15 protein-coding genes are annotated in these 17,568 nt (G+C 65.3%); 10 read left to right on the forward strand and 5 right to left on the reverse strand.

Annotated elements, in window-relative coordinates; translation table 11 throughout:
- Positions 1–32: 32 nt before the first annotated feature.
- Positions 33–2,003, reverse strand: coding sequence for a S8 family peptidase (locus CXQ89_RS17250; RefSeq protein WP_258060197.1), 1,971 nt, complete (start codon positions 2,001–2,003; stop codon positions 33–35).
- Between the two features lie 169 nt (positions 2,004–2,172).
- Here CXQ89_RS17250 and CXQ89_RS17255 point away from each other — a divergent pair, with 169 nt between their 5' ends.
- The gene (locus CXQ89_RS17255; RefSeq protein WP_104162169.1) at positions 2,173–3,078 is read left to right on the forward strand and encodes a DUF1524 domain-containing protein; all 906 of its coding nucleotides are present in this window, start codon (positions 2,173–2,175) and stop codon (positions 3,076–3,078) included.
- Positions 3,079–3,120: 42 nt separating this feature from the next.
- Here the strand turns inward: CXQ89_RS17255 and CXQ89_RS17260 are convergent, their stop codons facing one another.
- On the reverse strand, positions 3,121–4,926 hold the full coding sequence (locus tag CXQ89_RS17260; RefSeq protein WP_104162170.1) for a glycoside hydrolase family 15 protein: 1,806 nt from the start codon (positions 4,924–4,926) through the stop codon (positions 3,121–3,123).
- Positions 4,927–5,111: 185 nt separating this feature from the next.
- Between CXQ89_RS17260 and CXQ89_RS17265 the strand changes: the two genes are divergently transcribed.
- Together CXQ89_RS17265 and cofE are read left to right on the forward strand one after the other, a co-directional pair.
- Complete coding sequence (locus CXQ89_RS17265; protein WP_104056202.1) at positions 5,112–6,116, forward strand: TIGR03557 family F420-dependent LLM class oxidoreductase; 1,005 nt, start codon at positions 5,112–5,114, stop codon at positions 6,114–6,116.
- Positions 6,117–6,119: 3 nt separating this feature from the next.
- Complete coding sequence (gene cofE, locus CXQ89_RS17270; protein ID WP_104162171.1) at positions 6,120–6,926, forward strand: coenzyme F420-0:L-glutamate ligase; 807 nt, start codon at positions 6,120–6,122, stop codon at positions 6,924–6,926.
- Here the strand turns inward: cofE and CXQ89_RS17275 are convergent.
- Genes CXQ89_RS17275 through CXQ89_RS17285 form a run of 3 tightly spaced genes read right to left on the reverse strand, consistent with a single transcriptional unit; the run spans position 6,923 to position 9,845 of the window.
- Positions 6,923–7,771 (reverse strand): ABC transporter ATP-binding protein, encoded by an 849-nt coding sequence (locus CXQ89_RS17275; protein WP_104162172.1) that lies wholly within the window; start codon positions 7,769–7,771, stop codon positions 6,923–6,925. The genes cofE and CXQ89_RS17275 overlap by 4 nt on opposite strands.
- On the reverse strand, positions 7,768–8,811 hold the full coding sequence (locus CXQ89_RS17280) for a putative F420-0 ABC transporter permease subunit (RefSeq protein ID WP_104162188.1): 1,044 nt from the start codon (positions 8,809–8,811) through the stop codon (positions 7,768–7,770). The genes CXQ89_RS17275 and CXQ89_RS17280 overlap by 4 nt, the downstream gene beginning before the upstream one ends.
- Before the next feature lie 35 nt (positions 8,812–8,846).
- Entirely contained in the window at positions 8,847–9,845 is a 999-nt protein-coding gene (locus tag CXQ89_RS17285) for a putative F420-0 ABC transporter substrate-binding protein (protein WP_104162173.1), read from the reverse strand.
- Between the two features lie 375 nt (positions 9,846–10,220).
- On the opposite strand from CXQ89_RS17285, the gene CXQ89_RS17290 reads away from it, so the two are divergent.
- From CXQ89_RS17290 to CXQ89_RS17320, 7 genes are all read left to right on the forward strand, one after another.
- Positions 10,221–11,069: a nitrilase-related carbon-nitrogen hydrolase gene (locus CXQ89_RS17290; RefSeq protein WP_104056210.1), complete on the forward strand. Its 849-nt coding sequence runs from the start codon at positions 10,221–10,223 to the stop codon at positions 11,067–11,069.
- A gap of 49 nt (positions 11,070–11,118) precedes the next feature.
- Positions 11,119–12,540 (forward strand): dihydropyrimidinase, encoded by a 1,422-nt coding sequence (hydA, locus tag CXQ89_RS17295; RefSeq protein ID WP_104162174.1) that lies wholly within the window; start codon positions 11,119–11,121, stop codon positions 12,538–12,540.
- A gap of 44 nt (positions 12,541–12,584) precedes the next feature.
- A complete protein-coding gene (locus tag CXQ89_RS17300; RefSeq protein WP_104162175.1) occupies positions 12,585–13,601 on the forward strand; it encodes a TIGR03842 family LLM class F420-dependent oxidoreductase in 1,017 nt (338 codons plus the stop codon).
- 7 nt (positions 13,602–13,608) lie between these two features.
- Complete coding sequence (locus CXQ89_RS17305; protein ID WP_104056216.1) at positions 13,609–14,490, forward strand: ABC transporter permease; 882 nt, start codon at positions 13,609–13,611, stop codon at positions 14,488–14,490.
- Positions 14,487–15,338 (forward strand): ABC transporter ATP-binding protein, encoded by an 852-nt coding sequence (locus tag CXQ89_RS17310; RefSeq protein ID WP_104162176.1) that lies wholly within the window; start codon positions 14,487–14,489, stop codon positions 15,336–15,338. The genes CXQ89_RS17305 and CXQ89_RS17310 overlap by 4 nt, the downstream gene beginning before the upstream one ends.
- Positions 15,335–16,162 carry an ABC transporter permease gene (locus CXQ89_RS17315; protein WP_258060200.1) on the forward strand — a complete coding sequence of 276 codons (828 nt, stop codon included), beginning with the start codon at positions 15,335–15,337 and terminating at the stop codon, positions 16,160–16,162. The genes CXQ89_RS17310 and CXQ89_RS17315 overlap by 4 nt, the downstream gene beginning before the upstream one ends.
- Positions 16,163–16,244: 82 nt before the next feature.
- Positions 16,245–17,390, forward strand: coding sequence for an ABC transporter substrate-binding protein (locus tag CXQ89_RS17320; RefSeq protein WP_104056220.1), 1,146 nt, complete (start codon positions 16,245–16,247; stop codon positions 17,388–17,390).
- Positions 17,391–17,568: the final 178 nt, after the last annotated feature.

Below are 17,568 nucleotides of genomic sequence, written 5' to 3' on the forward strand. Positions count from 1 at the left end.
GGCAGGTCAGGGAAGGGGGAGTCCTCGGATCCTTAGTTGAACCTGGTGTCGAAACGGTGCATGAACGCTGCCATCGCGTCACGTTTCACGGAACTGAGCGGGCGGTACGTGCTGGTGCCGTTGCCCCCTGCCCAACCGGTGGAGATGCCTGTGGACGCCAGCCAGGAGATCTCCTTGTAGAACTGATTGGTTTTTGCGATGTCAGCAAACGGAGACTTCACCGGAACTGTGTAGGCCGGAGAATCGGCGTAGCGGTACATGAAGGCGGCCATGGCATCACGGTTTACCGGTTGAAGCGGACGGTACGTCTTGGTGCCGTTGCTTTCCAGCCAGCCGGTGGAGATTTCCTCCGCTGCCAGCCAGGAGATCTCCTTGTAGAACTGGTTCCCGGTCGAGACGTCAGCGAAGGGGGATTTCTGCGGCGGCGTGAAAGCAGGGCTGCCGGCGAGCCGATACATAAAGGCAGCCATCGCGTCCCGGTTCACGGATTCCAGCGGACGGTAGGTGCTGGTGCCGTTTGTTTCGGTCCAGCCGGTAGAGATACCGGCCTCGGCCATCCACCGCATGTCGTCGTAGAACTGCATTGATTTCGGGACATCGGCGAACGGGGATGCCACGGCGGCCACTGCAGCGGAAATGTTCAACAATTGGGGTCCGCAGTGCGGGGTACAGCTGCCCGGCAGTTCCCGTGCCGTCTGAAGCAGGGTGGATTCCACCTGCTGGGACGTCAGGCCGGGGTCGGCGGACAGCAGGAGGGCTGCTGCACCGGCGACGTGGGGTGCGGCCATGGAGGTTCCCTGATAGTAGGCATAGCCTTCATCCGCGGGAACCGACTTGCCGTTGTTGATCGTCGAGAGGATTCCGCCGCTGGAATCGCCCATGGTGTTCCCGCCCGGGGCCATGAGGTCCACCAGCGGGCCGAAGTTCGAGTACGGCGCCCGTGACCCGTTTCGGTCGGTGGCGCCCACTACCATCACGTTGTCGCAGTTGGCAGGCTGGCTCCGGTCAGCGGAAATGCTGTCATTGCCGGCCGCCGCCACAACCACGGCACCCCGCTCCGCAGCGAAGTTCACTGCCTGTTGCATGGCCGCGGAGCAGGTGCTTACGCCACCCAGACTCAGGTTGATGACGCGCGCCGGCGTGGGATTGAGGGGAACACCGGGCAGCTGGCCGCCGGCAGCCCAAATGATGCCGTCCGAAATGTCGGACATATATCCGCCGCAGGTTCCAAGCGTCCGCACCGGAAGGATTTGGGCGCCGGGCGCCACTCCGCTGATGCCGGTGCCATTGTTGGCGCTGGCCGCGACGACGCCGGAGACGTGCGTGCCGTGCCAGGTGGAGGCGCTGCCCACGGTCCTGCCGCAGGAGCCGTTCGGGTACCAGTCACCCTCATCACGGGGATCGGCGTCGCGTCCGTTGCCGTCGCCTGCCACGGCCGGGTCTGAAATCAGGTCATAGCCGGGAAGGACCTGCGCTTGAAGGTCCGTGTGGGCGGTGATGCCGGTATCCACCACGGCCACCACCTGGCCTTTTCCGGTGGAGGACGTCCACGCAGGTGCCGCATCAGCCCCGCCTCCCGCGCCCTGAAGGTTCCACTGCCGGGGATAGAGGGGATCGTTGGGGGTGACGGCGGACGGGTACAGGAGAACATCCGGTTCCACGCGTTCGACGTCGGGATCGGCGGCCAGGGCACTGACGACGGCGGCGGTTTCTTCGACGGTGAGGTCCGGGTCCACCTCCACCACGGTTCCGCCGCTGCCGGTCAGGTGGAGTTCGGTCACCGCGGCACCGACGGGACTGCCCGCGTCCAGATAGGTCTGCTCACGGGTGATGCTCGAAGCAGCTGCCCGATCGGCGAACGTGACGATGTAACGGCTGGGCGGAACAGCGTCGCTGGTGCCGTTCGCTGAAGCCGGGGCGGCCACAAGCGGGCCGCTGAGCAGGAGCAGAGCGGCCGCACCCGTCACAGCGCGAAGCAGGAGACGGGAACTGGAAATCTTCACCAAGGGTGTACCTCTTCAAACGGGCCCGCTGAGCAGCACATTAAACGGCGGGCGCATGGCTGACGCGGGTCAGCCGCGCACCTGAACTCTACCCGCAGGAATTATCGGATGCGCAAAGGGTATGAAGTGCGGAAAATCGAATCCAATCCGTCGTCCATAATTAATAGCGATGACTTCTCTACGCACCAAAGTTCTGGCCCTTGTCGCATTACCTGCAATTCTGCTTGGTTCCTCAGCCTGCACCCCGCTGGCGGACACCGGGACAGGAGCAAATGCAGGGTTCGGAGCCGGGGACAGCAGTTCATCGGTGCAGGAGGCAGCGTCCGGATCGGCGCTGGAACAGCTGGACACCCTTCCGATCAAAGGCCGCGCTCCGAAGACCGGATATGACCGGGACCAGTTTGGTCCATCATGGGCCGACGTGGACCGCAACGGATGTGACACCAGGAATGACATCCTGGCCCGTGATCTCACCGCCGTCGTCTACAAGGACGGAACCAAGGAATGCGTGGTGGCATCCGGAACCTTCGCAGACCCCTATACGGGTACAACCATTAACTTTGTGCGGGGCAATGAAACAAGCGCGGCCGTCCAGATTGACCACATTGTGGCGTTGTCCGATGCCTGGCAGAAGGGCGCCCAGCAGCTGTCCGCCGAAGAGCGGCGCCAGCTTGCGAATGACCCGTTGAACCTCATGGCCGCGGACGGTCCGGCTAACGGATCAAAATCTGATTCCGACGCCGCCACCTGGCTGCCGGCCAACAAGGCCTTCCGCTGCGAGTACGTGGCCCGCCAGGTTGCGGTCAAAGCCCGGTATGAGCTGTGGGTGACCCAGGCTGAACACAACGCCATTGCCGGTGTCCTCGAGACGTGCCCGGACCAGCCCGTCCCCGACGGAAGCCGGAGCGCAGCAGCTGCCGTTGCAGGGCCGCCCGCCGCCGAAGCCGGAAAAGCACCCGTCTACGCCAACTGCGCGGCCGTCAAAGCAGCCGGCGCGGCGCCCATCCGCCCCGGCGATGCGGGTTGGGATCCCAAGTTCGACGGCGACGGCGACGGCGAAGGCTGCACTTCCTAGCCTGCACCCCCGGTCGGGACTGTACCCCTCAGCCGGGAGTCGTCAGTCCGTGCTGCTGTCGTTGACGGTCAGCGCCGCAGTGATTAGCGCCAGGTGGGAGAGTCCCTGCGGGAAGTTGCCCAGGAAGGCGGAGTCCTCCTCGGCGATCATTTCGGTGTAGAGCCCGACGTCGTTCGCCAGCGGCACCAGCTGGTCCATGAGCTCCACCGCTTCGTCCCGCCGGCCAACGTGGGTCAGCGCGGACACCATCCAGAACGCACACGCCACGAAGGTGCCTTCCTCTTTTTCCGCGCCGCTGTACCGGTAGAGCAGAGGACCGCGGCCCAGCTCCTCCCGCAGCGCGTCGAGGGTGGAACTCATGCGCTCGCTGCGGTCGAAGCCGCTGATGGCATGGAGCAGGATGGAGGCGTCCAGCTTGTCGGATCCCGGATACCAGACGTAGCTGCCGCGTTCCTCGGACCAGCAGTTCTCCCGCACCCACGCTTCGATCCGGTCTTTCTCGGCCCGCCACCGGTCTGAGGGGCCGGGAATCTGCCCCAGATCGGCCAGATGCGAGGCGCAGCTGAGGGCATGCCAGCAGCCCAGCTTGGACGTGGTGTAGTGCTGCTCGTCGTACAGTTCCCACATCCCGGCATCGCGTTTTTGCCAGGTGTCGCAGGCCAGATCCGCCAGATCAGCCAGCAGCCGCCCGGTACCGGTGTCCAGGACGTGGCCGGCATCCACGTAGAGCTGAACAATATTGAACAGATCCCCAAAGACTCCCATTTGGAGCTGGGATGCCGCATTGTTGCCCCGAACCACCGGTCCAATGCCCCGCCAGCCGGGCAGATCCAGCTCCTCGGCGCCGTCCGCCGGTTCTCCGTTCAACGCGGTAAACACCTGCAGATCCTTGCCCTGGCTGCGGATGCTCTTCAGCATCCCGGCGACGGCGGCATGGACCTCCTCACGCAGGCCAAACCGGGTCAGGGCGTTAAGCGTGTAAGCGGTGTCGCGGACCCACGCGTACCGGTAGTCCCAGTTCTTGCCGCCGGCCAGGCTCTCGGGCAGCGACGTTGTAGCGGCGGCCGCCACTGCGCCCGAGGGACTGTGGATCAGCAGTTTCAGCGCCAGTGCGCTGCGCTGCACTGCCTCGGACCACGGTCCGTCGTAGGTGAACTCCTTCATCCAGCTCTGCCAGTTGGCGATGGTGCGGTCGACGCCGGCATCCACGGTCTGCGGGTCCGGCAGCGCCAGCGGCTCGTCATGGGTGGAAACCACCGCCACCAGGTGCCGGGAGCCGGGGGAAGTGGAGAAGGAACCGGAAATGCTGCGGTCAGAGACCTGCTGCCCGCCGTGCTGAAAGCCGCGGACCCCGATGGTGGTTTGCTGGGCGTGGAGCACCGGCCCGTGGGCGCTGTCCTCCACCCAGGGCGAGGCGGTGCCGAAACAATTGCCCGGTGCCACGGACCAGCGCATCCGCACTGTGCCTGCCAGCCCCTCGATCCGGCGCGCCAGCTCGCCCCAGGGCAACCGTCCGGCCACGCCGGTATTGAGGGAATCCGTGACGCGGACGCTTCCGGAAGCAGTGGTGAAGGTGGTCGCCAGGACATTCGTTCCGTCCACGTAGGCCCGTTCCACCCTGAAGTCCTCCTCCGGACGCAACTCGATCCGGCCGCCGTCGTCCGCATCCAGCAACGCTGCAAAGGAAGGAACCGAGTCAAGGTCCGGGGTGGGATACCAGTCCACTGCGCCATCCCGGGCAACCAGCGCAACGGTGCGTCCGTCCCCAATAGCGGCGTAAGAACGCAGTTCCGCATAACCGTTGATGCGTTCGTTCGGATGGGGTTGCGCGGAGCTTTCGGCAGTCATCGGGGCCTTCCGTTGATCAGCGGATCCATTTGTCCATCCTAAAACCCGGCTGCTGGAGCCGGAACGGCCGTAGGATGGGCCTTCAGCGTTCCGGCGCGTGGAAAAGTGCGCTTTTCCCTAAGTGCTGTATTCCATTGGAAACACCCGTTCTCCTTTTCGAAATGTCTGGCTGTAAGGATCGGAATATGACTTCTTCTCTCACTATTGGTTACGCGGCAATGCTGGAACAGTTCCATCCCACTGAAGCGGTGGCGTTGGCGGAATACGCGGAGAGCAAAGGTTTTTCCGGCGTTATGGCGGCCGATCATTTCCAGCCGTGGGTTCCCGCGCAGGGCCAGTCCGCCTTTGTCTGGAATGTTCTCTCCGCCCTGGGCGAGCGCACCAAGGGCGATATTGGGCCGGGCGTCACGGCGCCGACCTTCCGCTGGCATCCGGCGATGGTGGCGCAGGCTTCCGCCACCCTTGCGGCCATGTATCCCGGCAGGCACTGGCTGGGACTGGGGTCCGGTGAGGCGCTGAACGAGCACATTACCGCCCAGTACTGGCCGGAAGCACCGGAGCGCATCAACCGGATGTTCGAAGCCATCGACATCATCACCAAGCTCTTTACCAACTCCCTGGCCGGCAAGGACGTGCGCCACAAGGGCGAGTTCTACAAGATGGAGTCCACCCGCCTGTGGACCATGCCGGAGACGGCCCCGGAAATCCTGGTGGCCACCGCAGGACCGGTCACGGCAAAGCGTGCCGGCCGGCACGCCGACGGACTGATCACCGTGGGAGCTCCGCTGGAGAAAATCGGGATGCTCTTTGAGAAGTTCGACGCCGGAGCCCGCGAGGCAGGCAAGAACCCGGACACGATGCCCAAGGTCCTGCAGCTGCACATGAGCTGGGCCGAGACGGACGAGGAAGCCCTCACCAACGCCATGGTGGAATGGCCCAACGGCGGCATGAAGTTCCCCAAGGGGGACATCCGGTCTCCGTTCGAGCTGGAGCAGATGGCCAAGCTCGTCCGGCCCGAAGATTTCGAGGGCCGGATGGTCATTTCCAGCGACCCCGATGTCCACCGCGCCTACATCCAGAAATTCGTGGACCTGGGCTTTGACCGCATCTATCTGCATAACGTGGGACGGAACCAGCGCCAGTGGATTGATGTGTTCGGCGCCAGCGTCCTGCCGGCACTGCAGCGCTGACCGATGCGCACCATCACGGTTTTTGTCCTCCCCGGTATCAGCGAAATCATGCCCGGCGCCGATTTGGTGTCTGTCATCCTGGACGCCGCAGCATCAACTCCGGACGCGGCACTGCGGCCGGGAGACATCCTGGTGGTCACTTCCAAGATTGTGTCCAAGGCCGAAGGCCGGCAAGTAGCGGCGGAGGACCGGGAACAGTGCATCACCGAGGAAACTGTTCGGGTGGTGGCCAGCAAGGTTCATTCCGGAGGCGTGACCCGGATCGTGGAGAACAAGCTGGGGATCGTGGCCGCCGCAGCGGGTGTGGACAACAGCAACACCCCTGCGGGGACGGTCCTGCTTCTTCCCGTGGATCCGGACGCCTCGGCCCGGGCACTGTGCGCCGGCCTGCGCCGGAAGCTGGGGTTCGACGTCGGGGTTCTCATCACCGACACCCTGGGGCGCGCGTGGCGTGACGGGCAGACCGACGCCGCCATCGGAGCCGCCGGCGTGGACGTTCTGCTGGACCTGCGGGGAACCTCCGATGCCTTTGGCCAGGAGATGAAAGCCACCCTGACGGCGGTTGCGGACGAGATCGCCGGCACCGCGGACCTGGTCAAAGGCAAAACCAGCCAATGCCCGGTGGCAGTGCTCAGAGGCCTGCCGGATTTGGTGCATCCTGAAGGATATTTCGGCGGCGACCGGGGAGCCCGGGCACTGGTGCGTCCTCCCGCACAGGACCTGTTTCGGCTCGGCAGTGCGGAGGCATGGCGCGAGGGCTACGCAGCGGCCTGCCGGGACGCCGGCCTGCCGGAGCCGCTCTGGGACTAGGCGGAGGCCTCGAGCCGAGGCGCCGCCGCGCTGGCCGGCGAGGGCAGGGACAGGGCAATCAGCGGACGCCCCGTGGCGGGGTGGACCAGCACATGCGCCTGGACTCCGTACACCTCGCGGATCAGTTCCGCGGTCAGCACCGTCCGCGGATCACCGGCCGCCACCACGGTGCCGCCGGACAGGACAATCACATGGTCGCAGTGGGCTGCGGCATGGGTGAGGTCATGAAGGGCGGCGACGACGGCGATGCCGCTCCCGGCCAGCTCCCGCAGCAGCGCCAGGGTGGTCAGCTGGGCATGCGGATCGAGGTGGTTGGTGGGCTCGTCCAGGAGCAGCAGCTGCGGGTGCTGGGCCAGGGCCCGGGCCAGCTGGACCCGCTGCCGCTGTCCGCCGGAGAGTTCGTTGAACAGCCGGTCCGCAAGCTCCGGCACCCCGGCGGTCCGCAGTGCGGCGGTAACTTCGGCGTCGTCGTCACTGGTGCCGAAACCCAGCAGGGACCGGTGCGGCATGGTGCCCAGAGACACGACGTCGCGCACGGTCAGCGGTGCATCGGTGCCGGATTCCTGCTCGGCCAGTGCCGCAATCCGGGCACGTTCCCGGCGGGGACGGCGCAGCAGATCCCTGCCCTCCCACCGCACGGTGCCGGTGCGCACGGGCACCACGCCGGCCAGCGCCCGCAGCAGCGTGGACTTTCCGGCGCCGTTAGGGCCCACCAGTGCCGAGAGGGCCCCGGCCGGAACCGTGCAGTCCACCCCGTCCACCACCAGCTTGCCGCCAAGGCGAATCTCAAGGTTCGCGGCATCAAGGGTCTTCACGCGCCGGCCGGCCGCCGGCGTGCCGCTCATGCTCCGCCCTTTCGCCGGGCGAGCACATAGGCGAACATCGGGGCACCGATCACGGCGGTGACTACTCCCACCGGCAGCTCCCGCGGCTCGAAGGCGGCCCGGGCCGCAGTGTCGGCCCAGACCAGGAACACGGCACCCAGCAGGGCGGACAGCGGCAGCAGGCTGCGGTGGCCGGGGCCCGTGACCAGGCGGACCACATGGGGAAACACCAGTCCGATAAAACCAATCGAACCGCTGACGGACACCATGGCTCCGGTCAGCAGCGCAGTGGCGGCCAGCATGGACCACCGAACGGCCGGAACATTGATGCCCAGGGCGGAGGCGGCGTCGTCCCCGAAGGCGAACCCGTCCAGGAGGCGGGCGGTGCCCAGCAGCGGAAGACCCACCACCAGCAGGGCACCGGCGGCTATGCCCGCGCTGGACCACTGTGTGCCGGCCAGAGAGCCGAGCAGCCAGCCCAAAATGTTCCGGTAGGAATCTCCGGTGGCGGTCCAGAAGATCACCAGGCTGGTGAGGGCGCTGCCCAGGGAGGACACCGCCACTCCGGCCAGGACCGTGCGCGACGGGGTGAGCCCGCCCGCCAGCCGGGCCAGGAGCAGGGTTGCGGCCAGTGCGGCCAGGGCCCCAATGAATGCTGCCAGCGGCAGCAGCAGCTGAGCGCCCAGCAGCAGCACGCACACGGCCCCCAGCGATGCACCGGAGGACAGGCCCAGCAGATACGGGTCGGCCAGGGCGTTGCGGGTCAGCGCCTGCATGACCGCGCCGCTGACGGCCAGCCCGGCGCCCACCGCCGCGGCGGTGAGCACCCGGGGCAGCCGAAGTTCCCAAATGATCCCGTCCTGCAGGGCGGACAGCGGGCTGGCGCCGATGCCCAGACGGGCGAGGATGGATCGGAAGGCGTCCGGCACGCTGATGTCCGCCGGTCCCACGGTCGAGGCGGCGGCGACGGACAGCAGCAGCGCGGCAGCAAGCACCACTGTTGCGGTGCCCGTGGGGAAGCGGCGCCGGGGTGCCGGCGGTTCCGCTCCGGGCCCGGGCATCGAACCGGCGTCTTCCCGGTGCAGGCGGAGGGCCGTCACGGCAGCCTTGTGAGCTGACCGGCGAGGTCTGCCACGGCGTCGGCATTGCGCACCCCGGCCTCGCCCGCAGCGAAGGGAAGGACCAGATACCGCTCATTGATCACCGCGTCCATGCCGGCGGTGGCAGGGTTGGCGGCCAGCAGCTCCTTCTTTGACTCCGCGGTGTTCCGGTCCGCGTCCACCAGCACAATGACGTCCGGATTGGCATCCACCACGGTCTCCCAGCTCAGGGACGCCCAGGATTCCTGGACATCCGCGGCGATGTTCTCCAGTCCCAGCTGCTCCATCATCATTTGCGGAGCGCCCAGTCCTGCCCCCGCGTAGGGAGTGTCCCGGCCGGAGGAGAACCAAAAGGCCGTCATGCCGTCTCCCGCCGGCGATACGCCGGCCAGGATCTCCCGCTGTTCAGCCACCAGGGCAGCCGCGGCCTCGGGGGCGCCCAACAGGGCGCCGGCTTCCGTGATGTCCTCGAAAACGGATTCAAAGGTCAGCTTGCCGGGAAGTCCCTCTTCCCGGCAGGCTGCCGGAGAGACATAGGTATTAATCCCGAGCGAGGCCAGGACACCGCGCTCGCCGGCGGCATCGGCACTCAGGTTGGACTCCCAGCCGGCGTAGATGAAGTCCGGTTCACGCTCCAGCACCACTTCCTGCGAGGGTGCGGCATCGGACAGCGACGGCAGGGAATCTGCCTCGTCCGCCAGGGATTCCGGCACCGGTCCGTCCAGGAACGCCGCACCCACTACTTTGCTGCCCAAGCCCAGGGCCAGGACTGTTTCCAGCGAGGTGGATTTGATGGCCACGATGCGTTCGGGGGCGGCGGTGAGTGTCACCTCCGTGCCGCAGTTGGAAACGGAGACCGGGTACGACGACGACGGCGGTGCTGACGGTCCGGCGTCCGGCTGGGCGGCCGGCGCTGCAGCCGTGGAACAGCCAACTGTGCCGGCAAGGGCTGCGGCCAGAAGCAGGGAAAGGGCAGACACGCGGGTTCGGTTCATAGGTCCTCTTGGTGCGGCGTAGTGCGGCGGGAAATCGGAGGGGATCTATGGCCCAAGTCCAGACCAGAGTTACCGGCCATACGCGGCCGGTGATCTTCGATGAACGCTAGCACTCCTTTGTTTGCTGAATTCTTTGTTGCGGCCCGTTACGCACCACGGATAACCGCATCACGGCCCGCACCTCTTTGAGGAAAGCAGCACCAAAACCCTTGCGGGTTCCGCAATAAAGGCGAAGGATGAACCCACCCTGCGGCAAATGGCGCACCAGCTTTTACGCCGCGGAAATGTTAAGGAAACGTTCGGCACAAAGACTGATAAAGGCCCTGAACCGGCCGATCGACACTGCGGCACAACACGCCGCTACTAGGAGGCACAATGACAATCATCCGCACAGCCCTGACCCAGACAACGTGGACCGGGGATGAAGAGTCCATGGTTGCCAAGCACGAGGAGTTTGTCCGCAAGGCTGCTGCCGAGGGCGCGCAGATCATTTGCTTCCAGGAGCTTTTCCACGGCCCGTACTTCGGAATTGTGCAGGACAACAAGTATTACGACTATGCGCAGAAGGTTCCTGGTCCCCTCACCGAGCGGTTCTCTAAACTCGCGGCCGAGCACAACATGGTGATCATCCTGCCGATCTATGAAGAGGAGCAGCCCGGAGTCCTCTATAACACTGCGGCGGTGATCGACGCCGACGGAACATATTTGGGCAAATACCGCAAAAACCACATTCCCCATGTGGAGAAATTCTGGGAGAAGTTCTACTTCCGGCCGGGAAACATGGGGTGGCCGGTTTTCGACACTGCAGTCGGAACCGTGGGAGTCACCATTTGTTATGACCGGCACTTCCCCGAAGGCTGGCGCGTACTTGGCCTGAACGGCGCCCAAATTGTCTTCAACCCCAACGCTTCCAAACCGGGACTCTCCAACCGCCTTTGGGAACTCGAGCAGCCCACCGCTGCGGCAGCCAACGGGTATTACGTGGTGGTGCCCAACCGGGTGGGCAGCGAGACCAATGAGTTCGGCGACGAAGCAGTCGATTTCTACGGAACGTCCTATGTTGCCGATCCGCAGGGCAACTACGTGGGGGAGCTGGGGGACCGCCACAACGAAGAACTGATGATCCGTGATCTGGACATGGACCTGGTTCGCACGGCGCGCAACAACTGGCAGTTCTACCGGGACCGCCGGCCGGATGCGTACACGCCCATCACCAACCCATAACAGCCGGTTCATCGGACGAAAGCACCAGAAGGCAGACAAGGGAGTCGTTTTGAGTACAACACTGATCACCGGAGGAACGGTTGTTACCTCCACCGGCCGCAGCGAAGCGGACGTTCTCATTGACGGGGAGAAGATCGCGGCGGTACTCGCACCCGGTTCCACCCTGCTGGGGCATGACCTGGCCGGTTCCGTAGACACGGTCCTGGATGCCCGCGGCAAATATGTGATTCCCGGCGGCATCGATGCGCACACCCACATGCAGATGCCCTTCGGCGGCACCGAAGCCTCCGACACCTTTGAAACCGGCACCCGCGCCGCGGCCTGGGGAGGTACGACGACGATCGTGGACTTCGCGATCCAGCGGTACGGCGAGCGGGTGATGGACGGTTTGGACGCGTGGCATGAGAAGGCTGCGGGGGAATGTGCCGTCGACTACGGCTTTCACCAGATTGTGGGGGACGTCAATGATGATTCCCTCAAGGCGATGGCGGGGCTCATCGATGAGGGGGTGTCCAGCTACAAGCTGTTCATGGCCTATCCGGGGGTTTTCTACAGCGACGACGCGCAGATCTACAAGGCCATGCGGGTGGGAGCCGAAACCGGTCTGATGACCATGATGCATGCCGAGAACGGCCCGGCCATTGATGCCATGGTCAGCGAACTGCTGGCCCAGGGCAAAACCGATCCCTACTACCACGGGGTGGCGCGGGCCTGGCAGATGGAGGAGGAGGCCACCCACCGGGCCATCATGCTGGCCAACCTCACCGGTGCGCCCCTGTATGTGGTCCATGTGTCCGCGAAACAGGCCGTGGAGCAGCTGGCCGCAGCCCGCGACAACGGGCAGAACGTCTTCGGCGAAACCTGTCCGCAGTACCTGTACCTGAGCCTGGAAGACCAGCTCGGCGCTGACGGCTTCGAGGGTGCGAAGTGGGTTTGTTCCACGCCCCTGCGTTCCAAGCACGAGCACCACCAGGACCACATGTGGCAGTCGCTGCGCACCAATGACATCCAGATGGTGGCCACGGACCACTGCCCGTTCTGCATGAAGGGGCAAAAGGACCTGGGCCATGGGGACTTCTCCAAGATCCCCAACGGCATCGGGTCGGTGGAGCACCGCATGGACCTGATGTACCAGGGCGTGGTGGACGGCAAGATCTCGCTCGAGCGCTGGGTGGAAATCACCAGTACGACGCCGGCGCGCATGTTCGGCATGTACGGGGCCAAGGGCGTGATCGCCCCGGGTGCCGATGCCGACGTCGTTATCTACGATCCCAACGGCCACACCTCGATCGGATTGGAGAAAACCCATCACATGAACATGGATTACTCCGCTTGGGAGGGCTACGAGATCAACGGGCACGTGGACACGGTGCTGTCCCGGGGACGGATCCTCATCAATGACAACGAGTACCTCGGGTCCAAGGGCCACGGCCGGTACGTCCGCCGGGGACCCAGCCAGTACCTGATCTAAGCCAGTACCTGATCCAAGTCAGTACCTACAAGGAGCGGAACAGCATGGAATTTGGCGCAGTACTGCAATGCAATCCGCCCGCAGCCCGAACGGTGGCGCTCGCGAAGCGGGCCGAGGAATTCGGGTTCGACTACGTGTGGACGTTTGACTCTCACATCCTGTGGCAGGAACCCTATGTGATTTACAGCCAGATCCTGGCCGAAACACAGAACATCAAGGTGGGGCCCATGGTCACCAACCCGGCCACCCGGGACTGGACCGTCACGGCTTCCACCTATGCCACGCTGAACTCGATGTACGGCAACCGTACGGTGTGCGGCATTGGCCGCGGGGACTCCGCGCTGCGGGTCAGCGGGGGAGCGCCCACCACCCTGAAGACGCTGCGGGAATCGATCCATGTGATCCGCGAGCTGGCGAACTCCCGGGCGGTGGAATACAACGGGCGGACCATCCAGTTTCCGTGGAGCACCGGTTCGGAACTGGAAATGTGGGTGGCTGCCTACGGGCCGCTGGCATTGAAACTCACCGGCGAAGTGGGAGACGGGTTCATTCTGCAGCTGGCCGATCTGGACATTGCGGAATGGATGATCGCCACCGTGCGGAGCGCCGCGGCAGCGGCGGGACGCGATCCAATGGCGATCAAATTCTGCGTGGCCGCGCCCATGTACATAGGGGATGACTGGGAGCACATGCGGGACCAGTGCCGTTGGTTTGGCGGGATGGTGGGCAACCACGTGGCGGACATCGTGGCCAAGTACGGGGCCGACGCCGCCGTGCCACAGGCGCTGACGGACTACATCGCCGGTCGGGAAGGCTACGACTACAACGAGCACGGACGGGCGGGTAACACCCACACCGCCTTTGTACCGGACGAGATCGTGGACCGGTTTTGCCTCATGGGCACCGTGGAGCAGCACATCGAAAAGCTCGAAAAGCTGAAGGCGCTGGGCGTGACCCAGTTCGCCGGCTACCTGCAGCATGACAACAAGGAGGAAACCCTGCGGGTCTACGGCGAGAGCATCATTCCGGCGCTGCGTGAGCACGTGAGCGCAACGGCATGAGCAGGGCATGAAAACGACGGCGGGGCCGGCGGCCCGGATTGGATGGGCCGCCGGCGGAGTCCTTGCCCCGGTGCTGCTGTGGGAAGGGTACAAACTTGCCGGTCCGGTCAACGGACTGAATGTCGCCGGGATACCGCTGCTGCCGCGGAACTCCGACCTCGCCATGCCGCACATCTGGACCATGCTCGGGAGGCTGGCCGAGCCGGCCACCTCGGCGGCAGGGGCCTCGCCGCTGTGGATGGCCGTGCTCCAGGCTGCCGCCTTCACCCTCGGGATCGCGGCACTGGGCTGGCTGATCGGGGTCACGGTGGGCGTGGGCCTGGCCATGCTGATGCAGCGCTTCCGGTCCGCGGGCTCCGCACTGCTGCCCTGGATCATCCTCAGCCAGACCGTCCCGCTGATCGCCATTGCGCCGCTGGTGCGGCGGTGGGGTTCCCAGCTGGAGATCGGGTCCTTCAGCTGGGAGAACTGGATGTCCGTGGCGGTCATCGCGTCCTATCTGGCCTTCTTTCCGGTGGCGATCGGTGCCCTGCGCGGATTCTCCGCCCCGGAGAACAATCATGTGGACCTGATGCACACCTACTCCGTGGGCTGGTGGCGCAGCTTCCTGTTCCTGCGGCTTCCGGCCAGTGTTCCCTTCCTGCTGCCCGCCCTGCGCCTGGCCGCAGCCAACGCGGTCATCGGGGCCGTGGTGGCTGAGGTGTCCATCGGCCTGAAGGGCGGGATCGGCCGGATGATCGTGGAGTACGCCGCCGCGGCCGGCGGTGACCCGGGCAAACCCTGGGCTCCCATTTTCGGGGCCGTCCTGCTGGGACTGGCAGCTGTCGCTGCCACCACCGTGTTGGGACTGTTCCTGCACCGCTACCGCAGAGGAGAACAAGCATCATGAGCGGACCAAATGAGCCGGCCGTGCAAACAGCAACGGTGACCGCACCCGAACCCGCAGTCCAGGTCCGCAACGTGCACCGGGTGTTCTCCACCGGGCGCGGAACCGTGACAGCGCTGGAAGACGCAAACCTGACCGTTGCGCCGGGCGAGTTCGTGTCGCTGATCGGGCCGTCGGGCTGCGGCAAGTCCACCCTGCTGCGCCTGATCGCAGACCTGGATGAACCGACCAGCGGAACCATCAGCGTCTTCGGCCGCACCGCCCGGCAGGCCCGCCGTGAACAGGCCTACGGCATTGCATTCCAGCAGGCAGGACTTCTGCCGTGGCGCACCGTGCGGGCAAACATAGAGCTGCCGCTCCAGCTCCACGGAACGGCAGCCGCCGTCCGCCGGAAACGAGCCGACGAGCTCCTGGGCATGGTGGGCCTGACCGAATTCGCCGATTCTTTTCCGGACCAGCTCTCCGGCGGGATGCAGCAGCGCGTGGCGATTGCCCGGTCCCTGGCCGAAAGCCCGCGGCTGCTGCTGATGGATGAGCCGTTTGGCGCCCTGGACGAAATGACCCGCGAACGGATGCAGAACGAGCTGGTGCGGATCTGCGCGGAAACCGGCGCCGCCGTCGTTTTTGTCACGCACTCCATTCCGGAAGCTGTTTTCCTTTCCGACCGGGTGTTCGTGATGTCGGCCCGCCCGGGCCGGATCAAGGAGGTGCTGCAGATGCGGCTGGGCTCGGCGGGGGAGCGCGGGGAGGACCTGCGCGAGGAAACGGCCTTTTACGCCGCCATCACCGCCGTCCGGGAGTCACTGCACGGCACCGAAGTGGCGCAGCTGCGCGGAGTTGAGACACGGTGACGGTGCTGAAGCCGGCGGCGCTGAAGACGGCACCGGCTGCCGCCGCCGCCACCTCGCCCGCACTGCTGGGCCGGGCGGTCGACGGCGGCCGGAAGGCGGCACTGCCGGTGCTGCTGGGAGTAGCCGCGGTGCTGATCTGGCAGGGAGCCGTGAGCCTGTTCGCGGTTCCGGCGTTTGTCCTGCCGGGTCCCTTCGCCATCGCGGCGGCCTTCTTCGGGAACGCAGCAAACATTGCCTCCGCCTCGCTCGTGACGGGAAGCAATGCCCTGGCCGGGCTGGTGATCGGCGGCCTGATTGGAGTGCTGGCCGCCGTCGTGGCCGCCTTCCTGCCAATTTTTGACCGCCTCGCCGGCCCCACCGTCACCGCGCTGTCCGTGGTGCCCATCGTGGCGGTGGCTCCGGTGCTGTACACAATGTTCGGCGCCGGCGAAGAAGCGCCGCGGCAGATCGTGGCCGGAATAGCGGTCTTTGTGCCGGTCTACGTAAATTCGCTGCGCGGGTTTCGGCAGGTGCGCCCGGTGCACCGGGACTTGATGCGCTCCTATGCCGCGGGCCGCTGGCAGGCAACGCGTGCGGTGACCCTGCCCAGTGCAGTGCCCTACATGTTTACCGGGCTCCGGATCGCGTCCTCGCTGGCGGTGATTTCGGCGCTGATTGCCGAGTACTTCGGCGGTCCGGTGGGCGGACTGGGCAAATCCATCACGTCGGCCGCTGCCGGCAGCAACTACACACTGGCCTGGGCCTACGTGCTGGGCGCCGTCGTCGTCGGCCTTCTTTTCTTCTGCGCAACCGCAGTGCTGGAGAAATACAGTTCCCGGCACTGACTCTGCCGGTCCGCATCCGACCATCCCTTCCGTCCGAAGGGGAGGCTACCTCGACCCATTCACACTCACTGGAGGCAATGACATGGCAAGTGGAAAACGCATCCGCACGGCCGCGGCGGCCGGAACCGCCGCAATTCTGTTCCTGGCAGGCTGCGCCTCGGACAGCGGGGCAGAAGCTGACGGCGAATCTGCCGAAGGGCTGACGCCGGTGACGCTGCAGCTGCAGTGGTTCTCGCAGGCCCAGTTCGCCGGCTATTACGCGGCTCTGGACCAGGGCTTCTTTGAAGACGAAGGCCTGGACGTGGAGATTGTTGAAGGCGGCGCGGACATCGTGCCGCAGGACGTGCTTGCCTCGGGAGACGTGGACTACGCGATTTCCTGGGTGCCCAAAGTCCTGGGGTCGATCGAGCAGGGCGCCAACATCACCAACGTGGCGCAGATCTTCGAACGCAGCGCCACCCTGCAGGTGGCCATGGCTGATTCCGGCATCGACGGACCGGAGGACCTGGCCGGAAAGAAGGTGGGGTCCTGGGGGTACGGCAATGAATGGGAGCTCTTCGCCGGAATGCAGGACGCAGGCGTGGAACCCGGGGACATTGAGCTGATCCAGCAGGCGTTCGACATGAACGGGTTCCTGTCCGGGGACATCGACGCAGCGCAGGCCATGACGTACAACGAGTACGCCCAGGTCCTGGAAACCGTCAATCCCGACACGGGGGAGCTGTACCAGCCCGAAGACCTAACCGTCATCGACTGGAATGAAGAGGGCTCGGCCATGCTGCAGGACGCCATCTGGGCTGACGCGGACCGGTTGGCCGATGACTCCGAATACCAGGAGACCACCACAGCGTTCATCAAAGCCGCCATCAAGGGCTGGATCTATGCCAAGGACAATCCGGAGGACGCGGCACGGATCGTGACTGAATCCGGATCCACCCTGGGCCAGAGCCACCAGCTGTGGATGACCAACGAGACCAACAAGCTGATCTTCCCCTCCACCAACGGTGTCGGAATGATCGATGAGAGCGCGTGGCAGAAGACGGTGGACATCGCCATGGGCACGCAGAACGAAACCGGAGCTACCATCCTCACCACCGAGCCGCCGGAAACCGCCTACACCAACGAGTACGTTCAAAAGGCACTGGCTGAATTGGAAGAGGAGGGTGTGGACACCAAGGCTGCGGATTACCAGCCCGTGGAGGTGACCCTGGCCGAGGGCGGAAACTAAGCAACGCACGACGGCGGCCGGCAGCTTTGCTGCCGGCCGTCTGCCATGCCCTCGCCCCTGGATTGTGCCTGTCGGGGTCGAGTTGCGCGGACCTCAAACCTTGTGTAAAGTCTTCTAAGTCGCCGCGGCCGGGAGTTGGAAAACATCCCGAGCATGGCGGCCAAACCCCACCAAAAAC

It is taken from the genome of Arthrobacter sp. ZGTC212 (assembly GCF_002929255.1).
Taxonomy (GTDB): Bacteria; Actinomycetota; Actinomycetes; order Actinomycetales; family Micrococcaceae; genus Arthrobacter_B; species Arthrobacter_B sunyaminii.

What these genes read in the sequence shown, in the direction of transcription:
- CXQ89_RS17255 (WP_104162169.1), top strand. Translation starts at nt 2,173, where the DNA reads ATGACTTCTCTACGCACCAAAGTTCTGGCCCTTGTCGCATTACCTGCA.
- CXQ89_RS17320 (WP_104056220.1), top strand. Translation starts at nt 16,245, where the DNA reads ATGGCAAGTGGAAAACGCATCCGCACGGCCGCGGCGGCCGGAACCGCC.
- CXQ89_RS17265 (WP_104056202.1), top strand. Translation starts at nt 5,112, where the DNA reads ATGACTTCTTCTCTCACTATTGGTTACGCGGCAATGCTGGAACAGTTC.
- CXQ89_RS17260 (WP_104162170.1), bottom strand. Translation starts at nt 4,926, where the DNA reads ATGACTGCCGAAAGCTCCGCGCAACCCCATCCGAACGAACGCATCAAC.
- CXQ89_RS17280 (WP_104162188.1), bottom strand. Translation starts at nt 8,811, where the DNA reads ATGCCCGGGCCCGGAGCGGAACCGCCGGCACCCCGGCGCCGCTTCCCC.
- CXQ89_RS17305 (WP_104056216.1), top strand. Translation starts at nt 13,609, where the DNA reads ATGAAAACGACGGCGGGGCCGGCGGCCCGGATTGGATGGGCCGCCGGC.
- CXQ89_RS17310 (WP_104162176.1), top strand. Translation starts at nt 14,487, where the DNA reads ATGAGCGGACCAAATGAGCCGGCCGTGCAAACAGCAACGGTGACCGCA.
- CXQ89_RS17300 (WP_104162175.1), top strand. Translation starts at nt 12,585, where the DNA reads ATGGAATTTGGCGCAGTACTGCAATGCAATCCGCCCGCAGCCCGAACG.
- cofE (WP_104162171.1), top strand. Translation starts at nt 6,120, where the DNA reads ATGCGCACCATCACGGTTTTTGTCCTCCCCGGTATCAGCGAAATCATG.
- CXQ89_RS17285 (WP_104162173.1), bottom strand. Translation starts at nt 9,845, where the DNA reads ATGAACCGAACCCGCGTGTCTGCCCTTTCCCTGCTTCTGGCCGCAGCC.
- CXQ89_RS17275 (WP_104162172.1), bottom strand. Translation starts at nt 7,771, where the DNA reads ATGAGCGGCACGCCGGCGGCCGGCCGGCGCGTGAAGACCCTTGATGCC.
- CXQ89_RS17290 (WP_104056210.1), top strand. Translation starts at nt 10,221, where the DNA reads ATGACAATCATCCGCACAGCCCTGACCCAGACAACGTGGACCGGGGAT.